This window comes from Streptomyces litchfieldiae (assembly GCF_031845365.1).
In the GTDB taxonomy this organism is placed as follows: domain Bacteria; phylum Actinomycetota; class Actinomycetes; order Streptomycetales; family Streptomycetaceae; genus Streptomyces; species Streptomyces litchfieldiae.
This window is the reverse complement of record NZ_JAVREL010000016.1, coordinates 34272-59783: the sequence shown is the minus strand read 5'-3', so window position 1 is coordinate 59783 and position 25512 is coordinate 34272. Positions and strand designations below refer to the sequence as shown.

20 protein-coding genes and 2 pseudogenes are annotated in these 25512 nt (G+C 73.4%); 8 read left to right on the top strand and 14 right to left on the bottom strand.

The genetic code is table 11. The annotated features are described in order from the left end of the window. Positions 1 to 124: 124 nt before the first annotated feature. The gene (locus RM590_RS24760; protein WP_311706910.1) at positions 125 to 709 is read right to left on the bottom strand and encodes a TetR/AcrR family transcriptional regulator; all 585 of its coding nucleotides are present in this window, start codon (positions 707 to 709) and stop codon (positions 125 to 127) included. 136 nt (positions 710 to 845) lie between these two features. Here RM590_RS24760 and RM590_RS24755 point away from each other — a divergent pair, with 136 nt between their 5' ends. Together RM590_RS24755 and RM590_RS24750 are read left to right on the top strand one after the other, a co-directional pair. Next, positions 846 to 1787, top strand: a complete 942-nt coding sequence (locus RM590_RS24755) for an SDR family NAD(P)-dependent oxidoreductase (protein WP_311706909.1) — start codon at positions 846 to 848, stop codon at positions 1785 to 1787. Between the two features lie 230 nt (positions 1788 to 2017). Continuing rightward, on the top strand, positions 2018 to 3046 hold the full coding sequence (locus RM590_RS24750) for a LacI family DNA-binding transcriptional regulator (RefSeq protein WP_311706908.1): 1029 nt from the start codon (positions 2018 to 2020) through the stop codon (positions 3044 to 3046). A 14-nt stretch (positions 3047 to 3060) separates the two neighbouring features. Here RM590_RS24750 and RM590_RS24745 read toward each other — a convergent pair whose 3' ends face one another. Beyond that, entirely contained in the window at positions 3061 to 3750 is a 690-nt protein-coding gene (locus tag RM590_RS24745; RefSeq protein WP_311706907.1) for a TetR/AcrR family transcriptional regulator C-terminal domain-containing protein, read from the bottom strand. Positions 3751 to 3872: 122 nt separating this feature from the next. Here RM590_RS24745 and RM590_RS24740 point away from each other — a divergent pair, with 122 nt between their 5' ends. Then, positions 3873 to 5357: an MFS transporter gene (locus tag RM590_RS24740; protein ID WP_311706906.1), complete on the top strand. Its 1485-nt coding sequence runs from the start codon at positions 3873 to 3875 to the stop codon at positions 5355 to 5357. A gap of 22 nt (positions 5358 to 5379) precedes the next feature. Here RM590_RS24740 and RM590_RS24735 read toward each other — a convergent pair whose 3' ends face one another. From RM590_RS24735 to RM590_RS24715, 5 genes and pseudogenes are all read right to left on the bottom strand, one after another. Continuing rightward, positions 5380 to 7026, bottom strand: coding sequence for an extracellular solute-binding protein (locus RM590_RS24735; RefSeq protein ID WP_311706905.1), 1647 nt, complete (start codon positions 7024 to 7026; stop codon positions 5380 to 5382). Positions 7027 to 7036: 10 nt separating this feature from the next. Beyond that, positions 7037 to 7954, bottom strand: coding sequence for a carbohydrate ABC transporter permease (locus RM590_RS24730; RefSeq protein WP_311706904.1), 918 nt, complete (start codon positions 7952 to 7954; stop codon positions 7037 to 7039). After that, positions 7951 to 8871, bottom strand: a complete 921-nt coding sequence (locus RM590_RS24725; RefSeq protein ID WP_311706903.1) for an ABC transporter permease — start codon at positions 8869 to 8871, stop codon at positions 7951 to 7953. Before RM590_RS24725 ends, RM590_RS24730 begins: the two co-directional genes overlap by 4 nt. Positions 8872 to 9124: 253 nt before the next feature. After that, positions 9125 to 9901, bottom strand: coding sequence for an ABC transporter permease subunit (locus tag RM590_RS24720; RefSeq protein WP_311706902.1), 777 nt, complete (start codon positions 9899 to 9901; stop codon positions 9125 to 9127). Between the two features lie 59 nt (positions 9902 to 9960). Continuing rightward, positions 9961 to 10623 (bottom strand): annotated as a pseudogene (locus RM590_RS24715) (ABC transporter ATP-binding protein); the annotation flags it as partial. 111 nt (positions 10624 to 10734) lie between these two features. On the opposite strand from RM590_RS24715, the gene RM590_RS24710 reads away from it, so the two are divergent. Then, positions 10735 to 11910 carry a sensor histidine kinase gene (locus tag RM590_RS24710; RefSeq protein ID WP_311706901.1) on the top strand — a complete coding sequence of 392 codons (1176 nt, stop codon included), beginning with the start codon at positions 10735 to 10737 and terminating at the stop codon, positions 11908 to 11910. After that, positions 11910 to 12569 (top strand): response regulator transcription factor, encoded by a 660-nt coding sequence (locus RM590_RS24705; RefSeq protein WP_311706900.1) that lies wholly within the window; start codon positions 11910 to 11912, stop codon positions 12567 to 12569. The genes RM590_RS24710 and RM590_RS24705 overlap by 1 nt, the downstream gene beginning before the upstream one ends. 160 nt (positions 12570 to 12729) lie before the next feature. On the opposite strand, the gene RM590_RS24700 is transcribed toward RM590_RS24705, so the two are convergent. Then, positions 12730 to 13278, bottom strand: a complete 549-nt coding sequence (locus tag RM590_RS24700; protein ID WP_311706899.1) for a snapalysin family zinc-dependent metalloprotease — start codon at positions 13276 to 13278, stop codon at positions 12730 to 12732. 123 nt (positions 13279 to 13401) lie between these two features. After that, on the bottom strand, positions 13402 to 14604 hold the full coding sequence (locus RM590_RS24695; protein ID WP_311706898.1) for an alanine racemase: 1203 nt from the start codon (positions 14602 to 14604) through the stop codon (positions 13402 to 13404). A gap of 169 nt (positions 14605 to 14773) precedes the next feature. On the opposite strand from RM590_RS24695, the gene RM590_RS24690 reads away from it, so the two are divergent. Both RM590_RS24690 and RM590_RS24685 read left to right on the top strand, forming a co-directional pair. Beyond that, positions 14774 to 16084: a D-arabinono-1,4-lactone oxidase gene (locus tag RM590_RS24690; RefSeq protein ID WP_311706897.1), complete on the top strand. Its 1311-nt coding sequence runs from the start codon at positions 14774 to 14776 to the stop codon at positions 16082 to 16084. A gap of 331 nt (positions 16085 to 16415) precedes the next feature. Continuing rightward, positions 16416 to 17054, top strand: a complete 639-nt coding sequence (locus tag RM590_RS24685; protein WP_311706896.1) for a DUF4360 domain-containing protein — start codon at positions 16416 to 16418, stop codon at positions 17052 to 17054. Between the two features lie 221 nt (positions 17055 to 17275). On the opposite strand, the pseudogene RM590_RS24680 reads toward RM590_RS24685, so the two are convergent. The 4 genes and pseudogenes from RM590_RS24680 to RM590_RS24665 form a co-directional block, all read right to left on the bottom strand. Next, positions 17276 to 17998, bottom strand: a pseudogene (locus tag RM590_RS24680) (class I SAM-dependent methyltransferase); the annotation flags it as partial. A gap of 645 nt (positions 17999 to 18643) precedes the next feature. Then, positions 18644 to 19492, bottom strand: coding sequence for an enoyl-CoA hydratase-related protein (locus RM590_RS24675; RefSeq protein ID WP_311706895.1), 849 nt, complete (start codon positions 19490 to 19492; stop codon positions 18644 to 18646). A 453-nt stretch (positions 19493 to 19945) separates the two neighbouring features. Then, positions 19946 to 20923, bottom strand: coding sequence for a hypothetical protein (locus RM590_RS24670; protein ID WP_311706894.1), 978 nt, complete (start codon positions 20921 to 20923; stop codon positions 19946 to 19948). Between the two features lie 117 nt (positions 20924 to 21040). Then, complete coding sequence (locus tag RM590_RS24665; protein WP_311706893.1) at positions 21041 to 22810, bottom strand: sigma-70 family RNA polymerase sigma factor; 1770 nt, start codon at positions 22808 to 22810, stop codon at positions 21041 to 21043. Positions 22811 to 23119: 309 nt separating this feature from the next. On the opposite strand from RM590_RS24665, the gene RM590_RS24660 reads away from it, so the two are divergent. Beyond that, positions 23120 to 23527 (top strand): PPOX class F420-dependent oxidoreductase, encoded by a 408-nt coding sequence (locus RM590_RS24660; RefSeq protein WP_311707002.1) that lies wholly within the window; start codon positions 23120 to 23122, stop codon positions 23525 to 23527. 233 nt (positions 23528 to 23760) lie between these two features. On the opposite strand, the gene RM590_RS24655 is transcribed toward RM590_RS24660, so the two are convergent. After that, complete coding sequence (locus tag RM590_RS24655) at positions 23761 to 25407, bottom strand: MFS transporter (protein WP_394813964.1); 1647 nt, start codon at positions 25405 to 25407, stop codon at positions 23761 to 23763. Between the last annotated feature and the right edge of the window lie 105 nt (positions 25408 to 25512).

Sequence of the window (25512 nt, the reverse complement as noted above, 5' to 3'; positions counted from 1 at the left end):
TGAATCGTCGGCGACCGGCACCGAGTTGAGCAGGTCCTCCGCACGGCGCGCCCCGGCCGAGGCGCCGGCGACGGCCTCAACACCCCGTCCCCGCAAGGTGGTTGACGGCCCCTGGGCGACGGCCTCAGCGGTTGCCCGTCGGGTGGTGGCGCAGGCCGTCCATGAGCAGGTCGAGGAGGCGCCCGGCCCGTGCGCGCTGTCCCGGCTCCCCGGTGGCCAGCGCCACTCCGCCCAGGCCCGCGAGCAGGTCGGCAGGGTCGATGTCCGGGCGCAGGTGCCCGGTCTCGGCGCCGGTCCGCAGCAGCGTCCCGACGGCGGCGGTGAGCTGGTCGCGGCTGGGCGCGTACGGGTCGCCGCCGGAGGCGATGACGGCGCGCAGGGTGTCGGCCATGCCCCGTTTGGTCGTCATGTAGTCGACGAAACGAGCCATCCAGGCGCGCAGCGCGGCGTCCGGCGGCCGGTCCCCGAGCAGGTCCGGCACGGCGTCGCACAGCCGCGCCAACTCGTTGCGGTAGGCGGCCTCGACGAGTGCCTCGCGGGTCGGGAAGTGGCGGTAGAGCGTGCCGATGCCCACGCCCGCGTCCCGGGCGATCGCCTCCAGCGTGACCTCCGGGCCATCCTGGGAGAACGCGCGGACGGCGGCGTCGAGCAGCCGGGCGCGGTTGCGCCGCGCGTCCGCCCGCAGCGGTCGGTCGCCGGTGGCCGGCACATCTCCTCCTGGGCCCGTCGCGGCTTGCCAAGCGGAGAAACCTCCGCTTAGCTTCGGCCGTAACGGAGGACCCTCCGGTTCTTATCGTACTGGCGGCGGATCCTCCGCGCTTCGCCGAGTCGAGACGGGATCCACCATGACCGCGACCACCCCCATCACCACCCCGTTCACCGCCGCCTCCACCGCCGCCGAGGTGGTCAGCGGGATCGATCTCACCGGCCGCCGCGCGGTGGTCACCGGCGGCGCCTCCGGCATCGGCGTCGAGACGGCGCGCGCCCTGGCGGGCGCCGGCGCGGAGGTGACCCTCGCAGTGCGGAACCTCACCACGGGCGGGCGCGCGGCCGAGGACATCATGGAGTCCACCGGCAACCGGCGGCTGGCCGTCGCGCCGCTGGACCTCGCCGACCAGGAGTCCATCGCGTCGTTCGCCGCCCTGTGGGACGGCCCGTTGCACATCCTCGTGAACAACGCGGGCGTGATGGCCGCCCCGGAAACCCGCACCCCGGAGGGATGGGAGCTCCAGTTCGCCACCAACCACCTGGGCCACTTCGCGCTCACCACCGGCCTGCACGAGGCACTCGCGGCGGCGGACGGGGCGCGCGTCGTGTCGGTGAGCTCCGCCGCGCACCTGCGGTCGCCGGTCGTCTTCGAGGACATCCACTTCCGCCACCGCCCCTACGAACCGTGGGCCGCGTACGGGCAGTCCAAGACGGCGAACGTGCTGTTCGCGGTCGAGGCGTCCCGGCGCTGGGCGGACGACGGCATCACGGTCAACTCCCTGATGCCCGGAACGATTCGCACCCGGCTCCAGCGGTATGTCACCGAGGACGAGCTGACGCGGCTGCGCGCCGAGAGCGGCGGCGAGGCGTCCTGGAAGACGCCCGAGCAGGGCGCGGCGACGTCCGTGCTCGTCGCGACGTCGCCGCTGCTGGAGGGCGTCGGCGGCCGGTACTTCGAGGACTGCAACGAGGCGCCGCCGCACCGCCCGGGCACCCGCACCGGCGTCGCCGACTACGCGCTGGACCCGGCGGCGGCGGCGCGGCTGTGGCAGGTGTCGGCGGAGATGCTGGCCGGTTAGGGCCCGCGCCGGAGAACGCGCTGGTGGCGGGCGGGAACCCCGTCCGGCGGCGGGGAGTTGGGGCATTGACAGGGTCTCGGGGCCACCCGTAGGTTTGCCGCGCCGCGTGAACGGTCACGGCGGCCGTTCGCGGACTTTCCCGTCACCAGGTGGAGTACCGGCATGACCGTAGCCTCTCGGCTCGGCGACGCGCCCGGGGCGCGTCGCGCGCTTCCGGCGGGTGCGACGCGATGACCGCGCCCGAGCACGGCGAGCCACCCGTCTCCCCCGGCGGCCGGGTGACGATCCGCGATGTCGCGCGGCGGGCCGGGGTCTCCCGGCAGACCGTCACCCGCGCGATGAACGACATGAGCGGCATCAGCGAGGAAACCAAGGAGCGGGTGCTGCGCGCCGCCGCCCTGCTGGACTACCGCCCCAACCGGGCCGCCCGCGCCATGGTCCGGGGCTCCGGCACCTCGCTGGGCCTGGTCATCCGCAGCCTGATGAACCCGTACTTCCCCGAGGTCGCCGAGAGCGTCATCGACGAGGCGCACGCCCGCGGCTGGAGCATGCACTTGAGCTACATCGGCTCCAACGGGCGCGACGCGGCCGAGGTCATGCGCGACCTCGCCCCACAGGTGGACGCCGTCATCGGGTATCTGCCGCCGGACATCGGCCGGACGGGACCGCACTTCTCCGGCCCGCTCGTGCAGCTCGACCTGTCGGGCACCGACTCGCGCGACGCCGGGTTCCGTTTCGACCTGGACCACGATCTCGGCCTGGTCGTCGACCGGTTCGTCGCCGCCGGGCGCGGCCGGCTGGCCATGATCGACGGCAGCGAGGACGGCAGCCTCAGCGTCCGGGCGCCGGTCTTCACCCGGCTGGCCACCGAGGCCGGCCTGCTGGCGGGCCCGGACGCGGTGGCGCTCGCCCCCGAGTCGCCGGCCGGCGCGCGCAAGGCGCTGCACGAGCTGCTGGAGCAGGTGCCGAGCCTGGACGGGCTGTTCGTCTTCAACGACGTGATGGCGCTGGGCGTCGTTCACGAGCTGGTCCGGCTCGGCGTCCGGGTGCCGGACGACCTCGCGGTCATCTCGATGGACGGCATCCAGCTCGGCGAGCTGACGTCGCCCACGCTCACCAGCGTGGACCTCGACCCGCGCGGGCTGGCCCGGGCCGCCGTCGAGCTGGTCGAGGCGATCCTCGCCGGCGACGCCCCCCGGCACGGCCCCGGCGCCCAGCACACCCTGCGCCACCGCCTGCTGGCCCGCGAATCCGGCTGAACGGCCGGGGCCCGCTATCCGGTCCGGCCGAGCTGTGCCTCCAGGCCGTCGAGCAAGTACTCCAGGCCCGTGGTGAAGCTGCCGTCCCAGTCGTCGTCGTAGAGGTAGCCATGCGCGGCCAGGGTCGGGTAGCAGTCGCTGTCGGCCTTCAACTGGGCCTGGCCCAGGCGTCGTTCCTCGTCGGTGATGCGCAGGGCGGATTCCGTTGACGCCGATCCCATGACGTGGTTGTACAGCGCCCAGGTCGCCGCGGACAGGCCCTTGCCGGTGAACCCGGCGGCGACCAGGGTGGCTTGAAGTGCCTCCATCTGGGCGAGGAAGTTCGGCCCGATGGTGGGGCGTTGCCGGGCCGGGACGGCGGCGGCCCAGGGGTGCCGCAGCAGCGCGGCCCGCCAGGTGGTCAGCACGGCGGTGACGCTCTCCCGCCAGTGGGCCGCGGTCCCGGCCCCGGGGGGCGCCTCGCCGAAGATCGCGTCGACGGCCAGGTCGATCACGTCGTCCTTTGTGTCGACGTGCCAGTACAGCGACGGCGCGACGACGGCGAGCCGCTCGGCCAGCCGCCGCATGGTGAGCCGTTCGATGCCCTCCTCGTCGAGCAGCGCGACGGCCGCCTCGACGATCCGTGTGAGCGTCAGCGGCGGCTCGCCCCGGGAGGTCCGCCGGGGCCGCAGCCACACGCTCCGTACGTCGCCCGCCCTGCTCATCGCACCCCGTCCATCGCTCTGTTCGCCCTGCCCGGTCCGGGAAGTGTAGTACTTTGTTCGGCGCCCCTAACATCGTTAGGGGAAACCGTACATCGTTAGACACTAAGAGATGGTGGTGGAGCATGGCGGACAACGGCCCGGCGGGACCCGACGCCGGACGGCGCCGGTGGTGGACGCTGCTGGCGGTGAGCGCGGCCCAGTTGCTGGTGGTCCTGGACGGGACCATCGTGAACATCGCGCTGCCCTCCGCGCAGCACGCGCTCGACATGTCCGACGCGAGCCGGCAGTGGGCGATCACCGCGTACGCGCTGGCCTTCGGCGGGCTGCTGCTGATCGGCGGCCGGGTCAGCGGCGCGCTGGGCCACCGGCGCACGTTCGTCATCGGCCTGAGCGGCTTCGCCGCCGCCTCCGCGCTGGGCGGGGCCGCGGTGAACCCCGAAATGCTGTTCGGCGCCCGGGCGTTGCAGGGGGTGTTCGCCGCCGCGCTGGCGCCCGCCGGGCTGTCGCTGCTGACGACCACGTTCACCGAGGCACGCGAACGCGGCCGGGCCTTCGGCGTGTTCGCGGCGGTCGGCGCCGCGGGCTCGGCCCTCGGCCTGGTCGCGGGCGGGCTGCTGACCGAGTACGCGAGCTGGCGCTGGTGCCTCTACATCAACGTCCCGGTCGCGCTGCTCGCGGTGCTCGGCACGGCCCTCGTGCCCCGGGACACGCCGATCGGCCGCGGCGGGCGGCTCGATGTGCCGGGCGCCCTGCTCAGCGCCGCCGGGTTCGCCGCGGTCGTCTACGCCTTCAACGAGGCCGAACCGCTCGGCTGGGGCGCGCCCAAGGTGCTGGCCCTGCTGGTGGGCGGCGTCCTGCTCCTGGCCGCGTTCGTCGCGGTCGAGGCCCGCGCGCCGCATCCACTGCTGCCGCTGCGCGTGCTGCTGCACCGCGCCCGCGCGGGGGCGTTCGTCTCGATCACGCTCATGTTCGTCGCGATGTTCGGCTTCTACCTGTTCATGAGCTACTACACGCAGACCGTCCTCGGCTACTCGCCGGTGCAGGCGGGGCTGACGCTGATCATCAACGCCCTTGCCGCGCTGGCCGGTTCGACGCTCATCGCCGGGAGGCTGCACGGCCGCGTCCCGCCGGTCGCCCTGATCGTCCCGGGCCTGCTCGCCGCGGCGGCCGGGATGTTCGTCCTGACCCGGCTGACGGCGCAGAGCACGGACGTTCTGCCCCTGTTCCTGGTGCCCTCGCTGATACTGACGGGGCTCGGCCTCGGCTGCGTCATGCCGCCGACCGCCAGCCTGGCCACCGCGGGCATGCGGTGGCACGACATCGGGGCGGCGTCGGCCGCGTACAACGCCTCGCAGCAACTCGGCGCCGCGCTCGGCACCGCGCTGCTCAACACGATCGCGGCCAGCGCCACCGCGTCACATCTGGCCTCGGCGGGCCGGCCCACGCCCGCCGAGGCCTCCGTGCACGGCTACACCACCGCGTTGCTGGTGGCGTTCGGCATCCTCCTCGCCGCCGCGTGCGTTGCCGCGCCCCTGACCATGGCCCGCGCGGCGCGGGGGCCGGCCGAGGCGCCGGAGAAGGAGCGGGAGCCGGTGCCGCGGGCCTGAGCCGGTGCCGCACCGGGCCGTCTCAACTCCCGTGCACCGCCTCGTATTCACGCTGGAGTTCGGCGTCGATGCGGTCGCCGCCGTCGGTGCGCCAGCGGCGTACCGCGTCGTCCCAGCGGCTGATCGGGCTGTGGCCCTGGATGACCGACACGGCGGCGTCGAAGAAGACGTTGCGCAGCCGGTTCTGGTCGACGCGCGCCTCGCGGACGACCAGGCCGCTGGTCAGCGGCGGGATGCCCATCTCCACATCGGCGACCTGGAAGGCGTGCGCGCGGCGGGCCGCCTCCGGGTTGCCGGGGAAGAAGTGGACGGGCGGCGGCGCGGTGATGTACTTCACCGGCACCACGCTGGGGTTCTCCCGCTGTGCCAGCTCGGTGAGTTCGAGGTCGCCGTCGCCGCGCGTGAAGTGCGCGCCCTCCACCCCGTAGTAGGTGAGCTCGTACTCGGTCGTGCCGAACGGCGCGGCCAGGAAGTCGAGAACCCGCAGCAGGAGGCGGATCCGGTCGGGGGCGGCGGGCTTGAACAGGGTGTATCCGTAGGTGCCGCCGCTGAAGTGCGAGACGGGTCCCCGGCCCAGCCCGGTGGGCGCGCGCAGCAGATCGACGGTGAACTCGTCCCGGACGGCGGTCACCGCGGCCTGGTAGCCAGGAAGGTTGTCGACATGGCTGCGGACGGTCCCGTTGAAGAACATCGACTTGAGCGTCTCGGTGGCAAGCGTTGCGGCGCCGGGGTAGTAGACCTTCTCGTCCTGGTGCAGCCGGGTGGCGAACTCGATCGCGGCGCGGTACTCCTCGGTGGCCTCGGCCTTGACGAAGTTCCCGGCGTCGTCGACGCGGTACATGTTGGGCGCGCCGAACCAGGACGCGAACAGCGGCGCGCCGAACAGCCAGCCGCCGCTGGCGGAGCCGAAGCCGTAGTGGCCGTCGCCGGTGGCCCGGACCAAGGCGTCGACGAGTTCCTCGCCGGTCCAGTCGTTGTAACGGCCCTGGGCCGCCTCGGACATGGCCTCCTGGTTGGCGAGGACGGTCGAGCCGGTGCGGGGCCGGACGATGGGCACGCCCTGGATGCGGCCGGCCATCAGGCCCATGTCCTGCCAGGCGTAGGTGGGGAGGTTGGCGAGGTTGGGGTAGTCGCGGATCCGGTCGCCGGCCAGGAACTCGCTGAGGTCCTGGGCCGCGTTGACGGCGTAGTCGGCGACGCGGGGCATCCAGTTGCGGACGAGCATCAGGTCGGGCATGTCGCCGCTGGCCATCATGGTGGCGATCTTGTGGCCCATGTTGCCGGAGGGCACGACCCGCAGTCGCAGGTCCACACCGAGCGCGTCGTTGAGGGCGGCCCAGTACTGGTTGCTGCCCGGGCCGAGCGGCGGCGCCTCGTAGGTCTCGACGAGCGCGGTGACCGTTTCCCGGCCGGTGCCGGGCTTCTCGGGGACGGAGGTGGTCAGCCGGTCCGGGTAGCGCAGGAAGCCGGCGTCCACGCCCCGGGGGTCGGGCGGCAGGTCGGGCTCGGGCCCGTCGAAGGGGATGTGCTCGGGCCAGGGCACCGGGTCGGCGCCGACGTTGCTGGCGCTGCGGACCTGGGAGGTGCCGCAGCCGGCCAGGGCGGGGGCCGCGATAAGGGAGGCGGCACCGGCACCGAGGAGACGGCGCCGGGAGAGGGACGTGTGCATGCGGTCCTCCTCAGCTCTTGATGGCGCCGGTCAGAACGCCCTTGGTGAAGTACCGCTGGATGAACGGGTAGACGATGAGGATCGGGACCACGGCGACGACGACGGTCGCCATCTGGTAGGTCTGCGGCGCGGCGACGGCGCCCGAGTCGGACAGCGCCTCGGTGGTGTTGCCGCCGAGGTTGGCGCCGCGGGTGACCACGGTCTGGAGGACCGCCTGGAGGGGCCACTTGTCGGAGTCGTTGAGGTAGAGGATGGCGTTGAAGAAGCTGTTCCAGTAGCCGACGGCGTAGAAGAGGCCGATGACGGCGACGACGGCCTTGGACAGCGGGAGCACGATGCGCAGCAGGACGGTGAGTTCGCCAGCGCCGTCGATGCGGGCGGCGTCGTAGAGCTCCTGGGGCAGGCCCTGGAAGAAGCCGCGCATGATGACGAGGTTGAACACGTTGATTGCGACCGGCAGGACCAGCGCCCAGTACGTGTCCAGCAGGCCGAGGTTCTTGACCACCAGGTAACCGGGGAGCATGCCGGGCGGGAAGAGGAACGTGAACAGCACCATCAGCAGCAGCGGCTTGCGCAGCGAGAAGTGGTCCCGGCTCAGCGCGTAGGCCAGCGTGATCGTGCCGAACAGGCTGATCAGGGTGCCGCCGACGGTGACGCCGACGCTGACGGCCAGCGCGCGGGTGATCGTTCCCCCGGAGAGGATGTCCTCATACGCCTGGAGCGTGGGCTCGGTGGGGAAGAGCACCCAGCCGCCATTGTCAGTGACCTCGTCGGGGGAGGCCAGCGAGGTGGAGACGACGATGAGGAACGGGACGGCCACCAGGGCGCAAATGACGATAAGGGCAACGGCCTTGGCGCCCCGGGTGATGGCGCGCGGCTTCTCCTGCCAGGCGGGGCGGGGCTCCTTGGCGCCCAGGATGCCGGTCACTTGTAGACCCCCTGTTCCCCCATGCGGTGGGCGATCTTGTTGGCGCTGTAGACCAGGAGCGCGCCGACGACTCCCTTGAACAGGCCGGCCGCGGCGGAGTAGCCCCAGTCCGCGCCGAGCACGCCCTGGAAGTAGACGAAGGTGTCCAGGACTTCACCGGCCTCGGGGCCGACCGCGTCGCGCTGGAGCAGGATCTGCTCGAAGCCGACGGTGAGGATGTCGCCCAGCCGCATGATCAGCAGCAGGATGATGATGGGCCGCACGGCGGGCAGGGTGACGTGCCAGAAGCGGCGCCAGGGCCCGGCTCCGTCGATGGCCGCCGACTCGTACTGGTCGGTGTTCACCTGGGAGAGGGCGGCGAGGAAGATGATCGTGCCCCAGCCGCAGTCCTTCCAGATGATCTGCGCGACCATCAGCGGCTTGAACGCGTCCGGATTGCTCAGCACGTCGGCGACGAAGGCCACATCGCCGCCGAACATCCCGGTGGGGCCCAGGACTTGCTGGAAGAGGGCGACGACGATCACCCAGGACAGGAAGTGCGGCAGGTAGACGACCGACTGCACCAGCCCGCGTATCCGGGCCCGGGCGAGGCTGTGCAGGAGCAGCGCCAGCGCCAGGGGGAGCGGGAAGAAGAAGACGAGCTGGAGACCGGCCAGGGCCAGCGTGTTCCACGCCGCCTGCCAGAACGCCGGATCCTCAAACATCCGCTCGAAGTTGTCGAATCCGACCCAGGGGCTCTCCCAGACGCCCTGGAAGGGCACGAAGTCCTTGAACGCGATGACGTTCCCGAACAGCGCGGCGTAGTGGAACACCAGGAAGTAGGCCACTCCGGGCACCGCCAGCAGCAGCAACGTGCGCTGTCCGCGCAGCCATTGCCAGGCGGAGCGCGGCGCTCCGGCGTGAATATGCTCGTTCATGATCCGCCTCAGGACTCCGGGGACGGGAAGGCGGCACGGTCGAGCTCGCGAACAGGCGGAACGGCAGGGACGGCCGGCCCGGCGAACATGATCGGCGCCGCGTGGCGAACGTCACTTCAGCGCAGACGAAACAGGCGGTCAACAACCCAAACAGATAACGATCATTAATGTTCAGAAACGAACATCATCAGGCGGGCGGACGGCAGTTCCCGCGGCCATCGGTGCCGTGAACGGGGCTTCCCGTCCCCGGCTTCTAGGGCACGTCCGCGCGGCGGAGGGTCGCGTAGCCGGCCAGGAGGGAGGCGGACGTCCACAGCAGAACGACGGCCAGTGCCGCGCCGGGGCCATAGGCGGGCGTGAAGACCCGGTCGTCGGCGCCCTCCCAGAGGTGCATGGCCACCATGCCCGCCTGGTCCGGCAGGAACTGGAGCACGGTGCGCGCCACCGGCACGTTCCCCAGTCCCTGCGAGCCGAGGAACAGCAGCGGCAGCAGCACCGCCAGCGCCCGGGTCGTGCCACGCAGCAGAGCCGACAGCCCCGCCGCGAAGAGGCACATCAGCGTCAGGTACAGCCACCCGGCGGCGATCGCGCGCAGCGTGCGGCCCTCGGCGAGGGCGGCGCCGTGCGGGCCGAGCGCGACCTGGGCGGTTCCGAACGTGGCCGCCGCCGTGAGCAGCGCGACGGCGCAGGCCGGCACCGCGACGGCGAGGAGCTTCGCGGCGAGGAAGCGGCCCCGGCTCGGCACCGCCAGCAGCGAGGAGCGGATCGTGCCGCCGGAGAACTCGCCGCCCACCGCCAGCACACCGAAGACGACCAGCGCGAGCTGGGCGAGGGTGAGGCCGTAGAGCGACGGCAGGAGCGGGTCGTAGTCGGCCTGCTCCGCCGGGGTCATGTCCGGGTAGGCGTTGCGGTAGCTCAGCCCGGCCAGGACACCCACAACCGCGCCGGTCAGGACGGTGGCAGCCAGCGTCCAGACGGTGGAGCGGACCGTGCGGATCTTGATCAGTTCGGCGAGAACGAGGTCCTTCATCGCGTCTCGCCCCCGCCCGTCAGGCGCAGGAAAGCGTCCTCCAGGGAGCCGGCGCCACCGGCCTCGACGAACTCCGCCATCCCGGCGTCGGCCACCAGCCGGCCACGGGCGATCACGATCAAGTGGTCGGCGGTCAGCGCCATTTCACTCATCAGATGGCTGGAGACCAGCACCGTCCGGCCCTCCGCCGCCAGCCCGCGCAGCGTCTCGCGCAGCCAGCGCACACCCTCCGGGTCCAGTCCGTTGCCCGGCTCGTCCAACAGCAGCACCGGCGGATCGCCCAGCAACGCGGCGGCCAGGCCGAGGCGTTGGCGCATGCCGAGGGAGAAGCCCGCGACGCGCCGCCCGGCCGCCGCCTCCAGGTCGGTCTGGCGCAGCACCTCGCCCACGCGCCCGGCGGGGATGCGATGGGTGCGGGCCAGCCACCGCAGGTGGTCGCGCGCGCTGCGCCCGCCGTGCGCGCCGCCCACCTCCAGCAACGCCCCGACGCGGCGCAGCGGGTCGGCCAGGTCCGCGTAGGGGCGGCCGTCGATCAGCGCCGCGCCCGCGGTGGGCCGGGCCAGGCCCAGGATCAGCCGCATGGTCGTGGACTTTCCGGCGCCGTTCGGGCCGAGGAAGCCCGTCACCCGGCCCGGCCGCACCGTGAACGACAGGCCGTCGACGGCCGCCACGCTCCCGGCGCCGCTTCCGAATCGCTTGCTGAGGTCTTTCACTTCGATCACCGGGCACACGCTAGGAACGCCGAATGGGCGCGGACAGTCCCCGAAAGTGGGCCGGGGCGGGCGACGAAGGTGGATGGCGGGGCGCGGCGCGCGGCACGTACGCTCAGGCGCATGCGCCCGTCTGCGAGGCCGCTGCTGGCCGCCGCCGTGGTGGCGGCGGACACCGCGATCCTGGCCGCCGCCCGCCCGAACGGCCTGCCCGCCTGGGCACTTGGCGCCTTCGCGCTCGCCGCGACGCTGATCGTCGCCGCGGAACGCCGCGGCCCGCTCGCCGCGTTCGGCGCCACGGTGCTGCTGCTGTCCCCGGTCACGGGCGCGGGCTTCGCGCTGCTGCTGTGGACGGGGTACCGCGCCGGGCACGCCATCACCTCCCGCGCGACGGCGGCCCGGACGGTGGGCATCGCGGCGGGCGGCCTGGCCGCGCAGGCCGCGGCGCACGGCATCGCGCCGCGAACGCTGCTGTTCCTGGCCTGGTTCGAACTGGTCTTTGTGGTACTGCCGTTGCTGTCCGGCCGCTATCTCGCCCAGCACCGCCGGCTGGTGGAGACGCTGTTGCAGGAGCGCCGGCTCCTCGCCGAGCGCGAACGGCTGCGGGAACGGCTGCGCATCGCCCGCGACATGCACGACTCCCTCGGCCGCCGCCTGAGCCTGGTGTCGATCCAGGCCGCCGCGCTGGAGGTCTCCGACCGGCTGCCGCCCCGGGAGCGCGAGACCACCCGCCAACTGGCGGCGGCGGCGCGGGAGGCCATGGCCGAGCTGCACGAGCTGGTCGGCGCGCTGCGCAGCGGCGAGACGACCTTCGGGCCGGAGGCGATCGAGCGCCTGGTCGGTGACTTCCGCGCGGCGGCGGTCGAGGTGGCGTTCCGGCGGGAGGGCACCCCGGTCGAACTGCCCGACGCGACCTGGGAGGCGGCCTACCGCGTGGTGGAGGAGGGCCTGACGAACGCGGCCAAGCACGCGCCCGGGCGGCCCGTCACCGTCCGGATGGCGTGGGAGCGGGACGCGTTGCTGCTCACGATCGTCAACCCGGCCGGCCCTCCGGCGGCCGGGCGGCCCGGCGGCGGGCACGGGCTCGCCGGCCTGCGCGAACGGGCGCGCGCCGTGGGCGGCTTCGTCGACCACGGCCCCGTCGCCGAGGGCTTCCGGCTGCTCGCCATGCTCCCGGCGGCGCCCGCCGCGCCCCGGCCGCCCGCGCCCGCCGCCGCGCGCCGCCTCTGGCTGGCGGCGGCCACGGGGGTGCTGGCGTTCGGCGTGCTGCCGGCGAGTCTGCTGCTCGGGGGCCGGTGATGATCAGGGTGCTGGTGGCCGATGACGAGCCGCTGATCGTCGCCGGGATCCGCACGGTGCTGGAGTCGGCGGGCGACATCGAGGTGGTGGCGGAGGCGGGCGACGGCAGGGCCGCCGTCGACCAGGCGCTGCGGCACCGCCCGGACGTGGTGCTCGTCGACATCACGATGCCGGTGCTGAACGGCCTCGCCGCCGTTGAGGAGTTGCGCCGCCGGACCCCCGGCACGCGCACGGTGGTGCTGACGGCCTTCGGCGCGGAGCCGAACGTGCTGCGCGCGCTCCAGGGCGGCGCGGCCGGTTTCGTGCTGAAGAACTGCACGCCGGACGAGCTGATCCGCGCGGTCCGCGCGGCCCACGGCGGCGACGCCTACCTCTCCCCCGCCGTGACCCGCGTCGTCCTCGGCGTCGTCACCCCGGACGCCGTCCCCCGCCGCCGCGAGGCGCTGGCCCGCCTGGCGGCGCTGACGGACCGCGAGGCGGACGTGGTGCGCCTGCTGGCCGAGGGCCTGACGAACGCGGACATCGGGCGGCGGCTGCACATGACGGAGCTGACCATCAAGACGTATGTGAGCCGCATCCTGGCCAAGCTGGCCTGCGACAACCGGGTCCAGGCGGCGCTGCTGGTCCGCGACGCCGGCTCGGGCTGGGACGAGGCGTAAGTCACCGGCCCGGCAGGAGCGTTCGGGCACCTGGAGCTGGAGCGGGCCGGTGCGGAGCAGCCGCGCCAGGACCGGCCGGAAGACGTCCGTTCACATGGGAACGGGCTTCCCGGCCCGCCGCGTTCCGGAACCGGGGAGCCCGTTCCCGCTCACCCCGGAGTCAGTCCCGGTGCACCGAAGGTCCGGACGGCGCCGTTCCGGCCAGTGCGCCGCCGCCGAAGTCCGCCTCGACCGAGGAACGTTCGGCCGCGTTGGGGTACGGGTTGGTGCAGGAGACGCCCGCCGAGGAACCGGACATCAGGCTGGAGCAGGGACCCGGCTTGATGTCGGGAAGGCCCAGGATGTGGCCGAGTTCATGGGCGGCGATGCGGATGGTGTTGTAGCCGTCGTTCACCGCCTCGCGGCCCATCCACACCGTGCCGTTGCCCAGGCTGGTCGTCAGGGCACGGGGCCAGCCGTCGTCGGCTATGACGCGGATGTTCGCCCGGGCGCCGGGCGCGGCGGGCTCCAGGCGCACGTTGGCCACGCTCTCGTTCCAGACGGCCGCGCCGCTGTCCACCGCGTCCACGAACTCCGCGGCGCCGCTGGCGTCATAGGTCAGGACGACGGCCGCCGACGCCTCCGGCGCGGCGTACGCCTGGGTGCCGGTCACGGACAGCGCGACCGCCAGCAGGGCGATGAGCGCCCGGGCGGCGTTTCTGATTGTCACGAACAACCTCCAGTGGGGGGACGGCGTTTCCGTTTGACCATGCCCATGCCATTCCCCGGTCACCTGCTCATGCCGCCCCCGCCCCAACCACCGGGGCGGCGCGCTCCGGCCACCCCCAGCCGCTCAGAGGAACGCGAAACCCTCGCCCCGGTACGTGGGCACGTCCGCCACGATCCGGTCGCCCTCGATCAGGGCGAACGAGCCGACGTGCTCGGCCAGTTCACCCGCCTTCGCGTGCCGGAACCACACCCGGTCCCCCACCCGCAGCTCATCCGCCGCCGCGCCCAGCAGCGGGGTCTGCACCTCGCCGGCCGCCTCCTGGCCCCGGTAGGACAGGCCCGCCGGGAAGACCGGGAGGGGCAGCCGGTCGCGGCCGGGCGGGCCGGAGGCGATCCAGCCGCCGCCGAGCACGGTGACGACGCCGGGCGCCGGACGCCGCACCACCGGCAGCGCGAACCAGGCCGCCGGGCGCGGCCGGAAGGCCCGGTAGCCGTCGAACAGCGCCGGCGCGTAGAGGCCCGAGCCCGCGGCGACCTCGGTCACGGCCGGCTCGGCGGCGGTGCGTTCGACGCTGCCCGTGCCGCCGCCGTTGACGAACTCCAGGTCACACACCGAACGCACGGCGGCCACCGCGGCGGCCCGCCGCTCGGCCACATCGCCCGCCGAACGCCGCTGCATCGCCCGCACGGCCAGCCCCCGCAGCGGCGCGCCGGGCGGGGCGTCGCCCACCCCGGCGATCTGAGACTCGTACGCCATCATGCCGACGAGCCGGAACTCCGGCCGTTCCGCGATGGCGCGCGCCAGGGCCAGCGCCGCCTCGGGCCCGTGCACCGGCGAGCGCCGGGCGCCGACGTGCACGCGTCCGCCGAACAGCCGCAGGGAGACGTCCAGTTCGAGGCACACCCGCAGCGGGCGGGCGGGCACCGGCCGCGCCGCCGCGCGCAGGAACGCCAGGTGGTCGGGGGAGTCGGCCATCAGCGTCACCCGCCGGGCCAGCCGCTCGTCCCCGGCCAGCCGCCGCAGGGCCGCCCGGTCGGCCGTCGGATAGCCCACCACCACGTCCTCGATCTCCTCGGCGAGCCACAGCGCCTCGGCCAGCGTGAACGCGAGCACGCCCCGGAACCCGGGCAGTTCAAGCGCCCGCCGCAGCAGGGCCCGGCAGCGCACCGACTTGCTCGCCACCCGCAGCGGCTTGCCGAGCGCGCGACGGGCCAGGTCACCGGCGTTCGCGCGATAGGCGTCCAGGTCGACCACCGCGAACGGCGGCTCCCGGTCCGCGGTCGCCCGCGTCAGCCTGGCGATGGATGTGGTGGCGGATGCGCTCATGCGGCCTCCGGATCACTCGGCGCCCACCGGGCGCGGGACGCGAACACGGTAGTGCCACCGGCGCGTTGGCAACAGCGCGCGGAAAGGTCTTCGCGCGCCGATTGACGCGGCCCGGGCCCGGCAGAAGACTTGCGCGCACCACGGCGGCGAGCACGAGCGGAGTCCACGGATGACGACGGCCGGCTGGCGGAACTGGTCGGGCACGGTGACGGCACGTCCGGCGCGGGTGGAACGCCCGGAGTCCGTCGAGGAGTTGGCCGAGGCGGTCCGGCGGGCCACCGCGGACGGCCTGCGGGTCAAGGCGGTCGGCAGCGGCCACTCGTTCACGGGGGTCGCCGCGACCGACGGCGTCCTCATCCGGATGGACGCGCTGCACCGGCCCGTCCGCATCGACCCGCGCACCGGCCTGGTCACGGTCGAGGCCGGGATGCCGCTGCACCGGCTGAACGCGGTGCTGGCCGCGCACGGCCTGGCCATGACCAACCTCGGCGACATCGACCGGCAGACCGTATCCGGCGCGATATCGACCGGCACCCATGGCACCGGGGCCACGTCCGGCAGCCTGGCCGCGCAGGTGCACGCGCTCGAACTCGTGCTGGCCGACGGCACGTTCACCCGCTGCGCCGCCGACGAACGCCCCGACCTCTTCGCCGCCGCCCGCATCGGACTGGGCGCCCTCGGCGTCATCTCCCGCGTCACCCTGCGGTGTGAACCCGCGTTCGCCCTGGCCGCCGCCGAGGTACCCGCGCGGCTCGGTACGGTGCTCGGCGGCCTCGACCAACTGGTCGCGGAGAACGAGCACTTCGAGTTCTACTGGTTCCCGCACACCGACCGCACCCTGACCAAGCGCAACAACCGGCTGCCGGAGGGCACCCCCGCGCACCCGCTGGGCCGCGCCCGGGCCTGGTTCGAGGACGAGTTCCTGTCCAACACCGTCTTCGAGGGCATGAACCGGCTCGGTACGGCCTTCCCGCCCGCCATCCCCCGCCTCAACGCCGTCGCCGCCCGGGCCCTGTCGGCGCGCCACTACAGCGACGCCTCCGCCCGCGTGTTCACCTCACCCCGCCGCGTCGTCTTCCGCGAGATGGAGTACGCCGTCCCCCGGGAGTCGGTCGCGGAGGTGCTGCGCGCCGTCCGCCGCTGGGTGGACGGCGGCGGGGAACGGATCGCGTTCCCGGTGGAGGTGCGGTTCACGCCGGCCGACGACATCTGGCTGTCCACCGCCCATGGCCGGGACAGCGCCTACGTTGCGGTTCACCAGTACCAACGGCTGCCGTACGAACGGTACTTCCGGGCGGTCGCCGCCATCGCGGACGCGGTCGGCGGCAGGCCGCACTGGGGCAAGCTGCACTGGCTCGACGCGGCGGCGCTGCGCGAGCGCTACCCGCGCTTCGCCGACTTCCTGCGGGTACGGGCCGAGCTGGATCCGGCGGGCGTCTTCACCAACCCCTATCTGAACCGGGTGCTCGGCACCGGGTGACCCCCCGCGCCGCGAAGACACCGCGTCCGGTCACACCTACGGCCGGAAGGGTGCCTGCGTCCGCTGCGGCCACCGGCCGCGCGCCCGGTCCCGCCGCCGCTCGCCCGCGGCATATTCCGGGAAATGACGAAAGCCTGAGGGCACTTCTCGGCCGCATCCGCGAAAAGCCGTTCCTCATCTTCCGCACCCGGGAGCCCACTCCTATTATGGGAGCGCTCCCAAACCGAGCGCAATTCGGCTCGGCAACGGGAACTTTGTGCGTTCTGCGCATTCCGCACGGGCGGTGTCGGATTCTTCCCGGCAACAGCCCGAAAGACCGATTGGAGAAACCATGTCCGGCATTCTGGTGGCCGGTGGCGCGATCGCCGCGTTATTCGCCTCGACAGTTTCCGCGGGGAGCGCCCCGGCGGCGGCCGAGGCGCCGCCGGAGGGCGTGCGGGTCGGCATCGAGACCGTCAACGGCTCGGGCTGTCCGGCGGGAACGGTCGGGGTCTCGCTCTCGCCGGACCGCGGCTCGTTCACCGTGAACTACAGCGAGTACCTGGCACGCGTGGGCGCCGGCGCGGATCCGACCGGCTTCCGGAAGAACTGCCAGCTCGTCCTGAACATCGGCTCCCCGGCGGGCTGGACCTATGCCGTCTCCGGCCTGGACCACAGCGGCTACGCCCACCTGGAGCGGGGGGCGACGGGCGAGCAGAACTCGGCGTACTACTTCCAGGGTTCCTCGGGCACCACCTCGGTCTCGCACGACTTCACCGGTCCCTACGACGACGAGTGGCAGACCTCCGACAGCGCCTCGATGGGCGAGCTGGTCTGGGCGCCGTGCGGCGAGCAGCGCTTCCTCAACGTCAACACCGAGCTGCGCGTGGACGCCGGGTCCTCGGACGCCGAGCACTCGGTCAGCTTCCTGGCGATGCGGTCGACGGACGTGCCCGCCACGACGTACCACCTCACCTGGAAGCGGTGCTAGGTCGCATTCCCGAGGAGCGGACCGTTCTTTTTCCGGCCGGATAGCGCGGCGGCGCGACGGCGGAACGGAAACAGAATGCGGACTTGTGTAAACCGCTTCCGCCCGTTGGTCGATAACCGTGCCCGTTGCCATCTTTTCGGCCGGGAAACGCCGCCGTGACGCATTCGCCCGCCAGCCCTCCCGACCGCCCGGCCCGCCGTCAGGCCGGGGGGGGCGGGAGGGCGCCGGGCGATGACGAGGCGGCAGCGCGGGCTGCCGTCCGGCCGGGTGCCGAGGTCGGTCAGCGGCAGCGTGCCCACGCGGAACCCGGCGCGGATCAGGTCCGCGCGCACGTCCGGCAGCCGGAACGTCCGGTAGTACATGACGAACGGCGGGCGCCAGACCGCGTTGCGCACGCGCATCGCGGCGTCGAACCCCCACAGCGCCCAGTAGAGCGACGAGCCGACGGGGGGCGGCGCGGCGATGGGGAAGACGAACGCGCCGCCGGGCCGGAGCGCCGCGTGCGCCTGGGCGAACAGCGCCGGCCGTTCGCGGGGCAGGAAGTGCCCGAACGCGCCGAAGCTCACGGCCAGGTCGAAGGCGCGGCTGAACGGCAGCGCCAGGGCGTCCGCCCGCACCCAGTCCACGACCGGCGCCCCCGGCGCGTCGGCGAAGGAGGCGCGCGCCACCTCCAGCATGCCCGCGCTGAAGTCCACGCCGGTCACGCGCCGTTCGCACACCTCGCGCAGCACACCGACGCCCGCGCCGGTGCCGCAGCAGATGTCGAGCCCCGTCTCGAACGGCCCGAGGTCCCGAAGGGCCCGGGCCACGGAGTCCAGCACGCGTTCGGGCGTCCTGAACGGTGTCAGGTCGAACTTGGGCGCGAGCAGGTCGTACCCGCGCTCGACGGACGAGAGCGCCTGAACGACGAGCTCCCGGAGGGCCGGTCCGCGCGAAGTGAACACGACGCCCACGGTAACGAACGCCCGGCGCGTCCCGCAGGACAGCCCGGGCCCGGCGGAACCGGTCCGCTCGCCCGGTGGCACGCCGCCGCCGGGAACGCGCGGCGGCGGGGCGGTTCCGTGGGCATGCCCCTTGAATCGGCCGATTCACGTGTGCCGCCCACCGGTGCGCGCCACGCCCCTCCCGTCCTCCACGCGACCCCGCGGTCACCGCTGGGGATCCTGCTCGGCCGGCTCGGGACCGCCTGGCTCTCCGGCCTGTTGGTCGCGCTTCCGGTCGCGTTGGGGCTCGCCCGGCTGACCGCGGCGGCCTACGAGGCGTGCGATGTGGGCGTCAACGCGTCGGCGAACAGCTTTCACCTGCTCTTCGAGGTGGTGATCGGCGTCTCCGTGGTCAACACCCTGCTCTTCGCGGTCGTTCATGTCCTGCTGCCGATCGCCTCCCGTCCCCTGCGCTGGGTGGCGACGGTGGCCGTCGCCCTTCCGGCGATGGCCCTGGTGGCCTGGTGGTACTTCGCGGTCCGGGGCACCCCGGCCGACTATCCGGCCCCCTTCTGCCCGGAGAACGTGCCGCCGTGGTGGCCGTCGGCCATCCCGGTGCAACGGGCCGGGGCGCTCAACTCAGCGGCGGCCCGGGCCGGTTGGGCGTCAGGGCGCGCCGCCGGGGCCGCCCGCCCGGAAGGGGGAGAAGTCGGCCTGGCGCTTGTCGGTGAACGCGGTGTAGCCCTCCCGGGCCTCCTCCGTGTCGCCGAACAGCGACAGCGCGTTGTAGCAGACCCGGCCCAGACCCGCGATGTGCTCGGTGTCGGCGTTCAGCGAGTGCTTGAGCATCGCCAGGGCCGTGGGCGAGAACGCGCAGCACCGCCGCCCCCACTCCAGCGCCGTGGCCAGCACGCGGTCCGGCTCGACGACCGCGTTGACCAGGCCCCAGCCGAGGGCGGTCGCGGCGTCGACGTGCTCGCCCAGCAGCAGCATCTGCCGCGCCCGCTTCTCCCCCACCACCCGGGCGAGCAGCGCCGAGCCGTATCCCGCGTCGAAGGAGCCGACGCGCGGGCCCGGTTGGGCGAAGGTGGCGTCGGCGGAGGCGACCGAGAGGTCGCACACGAGGTGCATGACGTGACCGCCGCCCATGGCGTGGCCGTTCACGGCGGCGATGACCGGCTGGGGGCACTCCCGGATGACCCGGAACAGCTCCTCGGTGGCCGGGCCGCCGGACAGGCCCGCGCCGTAACCGCCCACCTCGGCCCGGTGCTTCTGGTCGCCGCCCGCGCAGAACGCCTTCCGGCCGGCGCCGGTCAGCACGATGGCGCCGGTCTCCGGCCGCTGCCGGACCTCCCGGAAGGCGGTGATGAGCTGGTCCACCGTGTCGCGGGTGAAGGCGTTGAGCCGGTGCGGCCGGTTGATCTCGATCACCGCCACCTGGTCCGTTCTGAGCACGCGGACCTCACCCAGATCCTGTGTCAGGACGGCGTCCGGCCTCTCCTCGACGGGCTCCATGTCACTCCCGGGACTTCCGCGGCTTGCGTGACCGCTGCGGCAGGACCGATGAAGGGTGACGGGCGCGCGGCCTCGGACAGCAGTCAACAAGGGAGGCGGGGCGAACGGAACAGCGCGTTGGCGCGGGGCAGTTGAGGCTCACGCCGCCGCGCAACCCACCGCGCGCCCCCGCGCGGGTGACCCACGCCTCGGCCGGCGGGCCGCCGATCACCCCGACGAGAACTGGGACCCGCCCGCCCAGTACGCCCAGGGCCTGGACGAGCTCTGGCGCCACATGCCGGGGACCTACCCCGAACTGCTCGCCTTCCGCAACGACGGCTGGGAGCAGCTCATGGCCAACGGCGGCGAGATCAACTACCGCGTCCGCTGGGAGTCCAGCGCCCCCGTGACGGCCGAGCCGCGCGACCGGATCCACGCTGACCCACAAGCCCCGGTAGCGCCCCGCTCGGCCGGTCAGCCCAACTCGGCGCGCAGCGCGTCGAGATCGGCCAGGCGCTCGGCCAGCCGGGGGTCGGGGGAACCGGTCCACGGCCCGGCGAGGTCGGGGCGGCGCCGGGCGATGTGCACGGCGAACGCGGCGAGTTGGTCGCGCGCGTTCTGCCGGGGCGTCACCTTCTCGCCGACGGCCTGCCGGGCCGCCCAGTACAGCTCGATGCGCTCGCGCAGCCAGCCCGGCGCCAACGGCTCGCGCCGCGCGGCCGACTCCGGATCGGCGCCCGCGGCCCGCGCGATCCGGTCGGCGAGGTCGCGCCGGCCGTGCGCGTCGGCCATCCGCTCGAACCGGGTCCACTCCCGGCCCATCGACCCCAGCCGCTCGCCCCACCCCTCCAGGGCGACGTGCCGCAGGGCGCGCGCCGCCTCCCGCACCTGGTAGGTGGCCTCCGCCAGCTCGCCGGACTCCCGTGCGGCGCGGGCCCGTTGGCACGCCTCGGCGGCCAGCTCGCACCACCGGCCGACGCGGGCGGCGACCACGGCGGGCGTGAACCGCGTCGCCTCGATCCAGCCGGCGAACTCCCCGGCCAGCCCGTCCGCGGCGACCACCGCGCGGCCCCGGTACGCCTTGTCCAGGCCGTGGAACCACCGGGGGTCCGCGAGCAGCCGCCGCACCGCCCAGCCGGGCCCGGAGCCCACGGCCTCGCGCGCCTCGTCCGCGATGAACGCAAGCCGCCCGATGTCCAGCGTCTGCGCCCGGCCGCTGGCCGCCCACCAGTCCACCAGCTCGGCCCGGCGCTCCTCGACCCGGGCGGCCACCGCGGCCGGGTCGCCGTCGTAGACGGGCAGGAGGTCGATGTCGGACATCGGCCAGGGCTCGCCGCGCCCGAGGCTGCCCCCCAGCAGCAGGCCATGAACTCCCGGAATGCCACCCAGGACCCGGGCGGCCTCGGCGAGCCGTTCCTGCTGGAGCTCCCGCCAGCGGGGCGACGGTTGCATCGTGAACTCCTCCTTGTGCGGCCGGGTTTGGGCTCAGGATGGCATGCCGGAGTCGGTCGGGAGGCGGTGGGCGAAGGGCCGGTGAGCGGTTCTCCCAACGGGCCCCCGGGAGACGGGCTATTCCGGTCCGACCTGCGAGTGCTGGGCGACGGCCGCCGGGTCGGCGGGCCGGGAGCGGGTCAGGTACTGCGGCACCGGCGCGCGGTCGTCGCCCGTGTCCCGGACCAGGCCGTAGCGGACCACCGAGGCGGCCGGGTCGGGCGGGGTGCCCAGGTCGGCGGCGATGGCGTCGTGGGTGACAGCGGTCACGATCAAGTTGTAATCGGCGCCGCGTTCGTGGTTGGTGAGCGTCACCGAGCCGTCGAGGTGGAAGTACTCGGTCTGCCACATCTGCTGGGCGCCGTCGGGCAGTTGGAGATAGCCCTCCGGCGGGCTGCCCATCCAGGTGGTGCCCTCGGGCAGGCCCGGCTGCTGGTCGTCCATGCGCCGGCCGCCGCCGGAGGCGACATGGAACAGCCTTCCCTCCAGTCCGGTCCAGGTCGGCATCACCATCCCCCCGCGCCGGCCGTCGGTGCCGAGCTGGTAGCGCACCTGGAAGTAGCCCTGGCCGGACAGGACCAGGTGCTCGTCCCGGTAGGTCATCAGCCAGCGGTCGCCGTCCTGCTCCTGAAAGACCCCGCCCGCCGCGGTGACCGGCCGGCCCTCGGGGCGTTCCGGCAGCGGCGCCGGCGGGGTGTTCGGGTCCGGGGCGGCGTCCACGCCGTCCACGGTCTGGCCGTAGACGGCGTCGGGCTCCTCGGGCGGCGCCGACTCGGGCCCGGTCTCCGGCGGGGTCTCCGGGATGTCGGAGGGGGAGCCGCCGGGCGCGGGGGCCTCGGCCGCGTTCCCGGGCCCGGCCTCGGAGGGCGCGGCGGCCGGGGGCCCGGCCGGGTCGTCGGAGGGGCTGGTGAGGGTGTAGGCGCCGAGTCCGGCCGCGACCACGGTGGCCCCGGCGACCGCCAGCGCGGCGGGCTTGGCCGTCAGGGCCGCGGCGAGCTTGCCGACGGCGCCCGCGGTGACGGCCGCGCCCTGGGTGCCGGTGAGCAGGCCGCCAGCGAGCATGAATCCGGCCGGCAACGGGACGAGGGCCAAGCCAGCCAGCAGCCCCTCGGCGGGGGCCAGCCCGGCGGCGTGCGCGGCGCAGCGGGGGCACTCGCGCACATGGCGGGCCAGCCGTTTGCGCCACAGGGCGGAGGGGACGCCGTTCCAGTCCGCGGTGAGCCGGCCCAGCTCGGAGCAGCGCGGCTTCGCGCGCAGGGCGCGGACCACCTCCCGGGCCATGTCCAGCCGGCCCCGCATCCGCTGCACGCGCACCCCGGCGTGGGCGGCCGACACCCCGGTGGCCGCGGCGAGTTCGGCCCGGGTGAGCTGGCCGGCCGCCTCCTGCCACCACAGGGACAGCAGCCCGCGTTCCTCGTCGTCCAGCCAGCGGGTGGCCTCGGCGATCTCCCGGCGCTGGCCGGAGAGTTCGAGCCGCAGGATGGTCAGCCCGACGAAGTCCGAGCCCGGATCGGCGGTGTGGCCGGCCTCGGCCGCCGGTGCCGGCTCGGGCCGGGCGGCCCGCCAGCGGTCCCGCATCTGGCGTACGGCGATGGCGACCAGCCAACTGCGGAACCGCTCGGGATCCGCCAGGTCGCCGATCCCGCGCACCGCCCGCAGCAGCGTCTCCTGCACCACGTCGTCGACGTCGGGATGTCCGTTCAGGCCCCGGCCGACGATGTTGTAGACGAGCGGCAGATACGCCCGGACCAGCTTGTCCAGGGCGGCGCGGTCCCCGGCCCGGGCCGCCGCCACCACCGACGCGCCGGGCAGCCGGTCCGGCTCCACCGCCGTCCCCTGTATCCGCATGCCGTCGCCACCTCTCCGGGACACGAGGGAGGCGTTCGTGGGTTCGCCCCGCCCCCGTGGGGGCCGCGTCAGCGGCAGGCTAGGCAGCGGCTCGGCGCGGGGTCAACCGGCGATCGTGAACGATCACGGCGCCACGCATCGTGGCCGACGACGACTTCGCCCAACTCTCCTGCGGCGTGGGCTCGTTCACCGCCGGACGGGCGGGCCCGTCCCGTCGTCCGGGGAATGAGTGCGATCACCCGGAACGTTGCCCTTCAAGCGCCTTCCGGGCGCGTGTCCGCACACTCCGGAACAGAAGGATTCAAGACCTTGGCAGCGCAGCTCTCGGCTGAACTCAAGAAGTACCTCGACGATTCACGTGCTTTCGCGACCGTTGCGACGCTCCTGCCCGACGGGCAGCCGCACCTGACCGTCGTCTGGCTCAAGCGTGACGGCGACGACCTGGTGTTCTCCACGACCACGGACCGTATACAGGGGAAGAACCTCGCACGTGACCCGCGCATCACCGTGATGATCAACCCGCCGGAGAACCCGTACACCTACGCCGCGGTCCGGGGCACCGCCACCGTCACGCCGGACACCACCAGGGAGCTGGTGAACGAGCTGTCGCTCAAGTACACCGGAAAGGAATATGCCTCCTTCAACCCGGCCTCGATCAACGACGGTCCCCGCGTGATCGTGCGCGTCACCCCGAACCGGATCACCGGCCGGTTCTGAGGAACCGCGGCCGGAACGCGGGGTCGCCGGGGAGGCCGGCCGGCGTCCCCGCACCGTCTGCGTCCGCCGGCCGGTGTCGGCGGGATGGGAGGACCTCGCGGGCGAGAGGAGCGAGCTCGGACTCATTCCGGGGAGGCCGTGTCTCAGAGGGGTGACCGGCCTGGCGAGGTCACGGGGGTCCAAGTCCGACGGGAACTGATGTCTCGGACAAATGGACCGCTCCTCAGCGGCCGTCACCGGAAGGGGCCGGTTCCCTCGACGGGGCCCTCATCGGCGCCCGCATCCTCCGCGCCGCCCGCCGGAACGTGCCGCAGCAGCACCATCGCGGCGACGGCCGTCACCGCCACGATCACGCCCGCGATACCGCTCGCCAGGTTCATCCCGTTGGTGAACGCCTCCCGGGCCTGCTCCAGGACCTGGGCACCCAGCGAGTCGGACACGGCGTCGGCACCGGCGAGCGTGTCACGGGCCGTCTCCGCGGCCGACTCCGCGAGGCCCGGCGGCAGGGCTTCGCCGATCTCATCCCGGTACACGGCGGTGACGACACTGCCCAGGCCCGCGATGCCCAGCGCGATGCCGAACTCCATCGCCGTCTCCGACATCGCCGCGGCCGAACCGGCCCTTTCCGGCGGCGCCGAACCGACGACCAGGTCCGTGCCGAGGACCATCATCGGGCTGATGCCCGTGTAGATGAGTACAAAGCCGGTCACCAGTAGCGGCAGTCCGTCGGTGCTGTCCACCAAACCGATCAGGGCGTACCCCAGCACCGAGAGGAACAGCGCTCCGCCGACGACATACCCCGGGCCTACCTTGCCGGCGATCGCGGGCGTGAGCGAGGAGGCCACGATCAGTGCCCCGGCCGCGGGCAGCAGCCACAGTCCCGCCCTGATCGGCGACAGGCCCTCCACCAGCTGTAGGTACTGCGTGATGAACAGATACAGCCCACCCATCAGGCCGAGGCCGAGCAGCAGTACCAGCAGCGCGGTGGTGAACGCCCGGTTCGCGAACAGCCGCAGATCCAGCAGCGGATCGGCCAGCTCGCGCTGACGCAGCACGAACAGCACACCGAAGACCACACCGGCCAGCAGCGTCACGACAGCCTGGGCGTCCGTGCCCTGCTCGGCCATGCGTTTGATGCCGTAGATCGCCGGCAGCACCGTCACCAGGGACAGCACCACGCTGGCCAGGTCGATGCGGCCGGCCTCCGCGTCCTTGTACTCGGGGATCAGCAACGGCGTCGCCACCAGGAGCACCACCATCACCGGCACGGCAAGCAGGAACACCGAGCCCCACCAGAACCACTCCAGGAACGCGCCGCCCAGGACCGGGCCGACGGCAACGCCGACGGAGAAGCAGGTCACCCACACGCTGATGGCCACCCCGCGCTGCTTGGGGTCCTTGAACATGTTGCTGATCAAGGCCAGCGTCGAGGGCATCAGCGTGGCACCGGTGATGCCGAGCAGCGCGCGGGCGGCGATCAGCATTTCCGGGCTGGTGGCCTTCGCGGCGAGGACCGAGGCGAGGCCGAAGCCGAGCGCCCCGATCATCAGCAGCTTGCGGCGGCCGATGCGGTCGCCCAACGTGCCCATGGTGACGAGGAATCCGGCGATCATGAAGCCGTAGATGTCGATCGACCACAGCAGTTCGGCGCTGCTGGGCTTGAGGTCCGCGCTGATGTGCGGGACCGCGAGGTTCAACACGGTCGCGTCGAGGGCCAGCAGGAGCGTGGGGAGGGTGAGTACGAAGAGCCCGAGCCACTCCCGGGGCCCGGCCTTCAGGCTCGCGGGGCCTGACTTTCCGTCAGCATGAGAAATCTCCTTGCCAGGTCGATCAGATCGACGTCGAAGTCCCTGCGTCGGCGGGACTGTTCGGTGAACCATCGGGGCCGCGGTGGGCAAGAAGCGCCCCGGCGGTACCGCCGATGAGGATCGCCAACCGCGGACGGCTGTCGCCGGACATCGGAAACGCTCCCGCGCCGGGTCGGC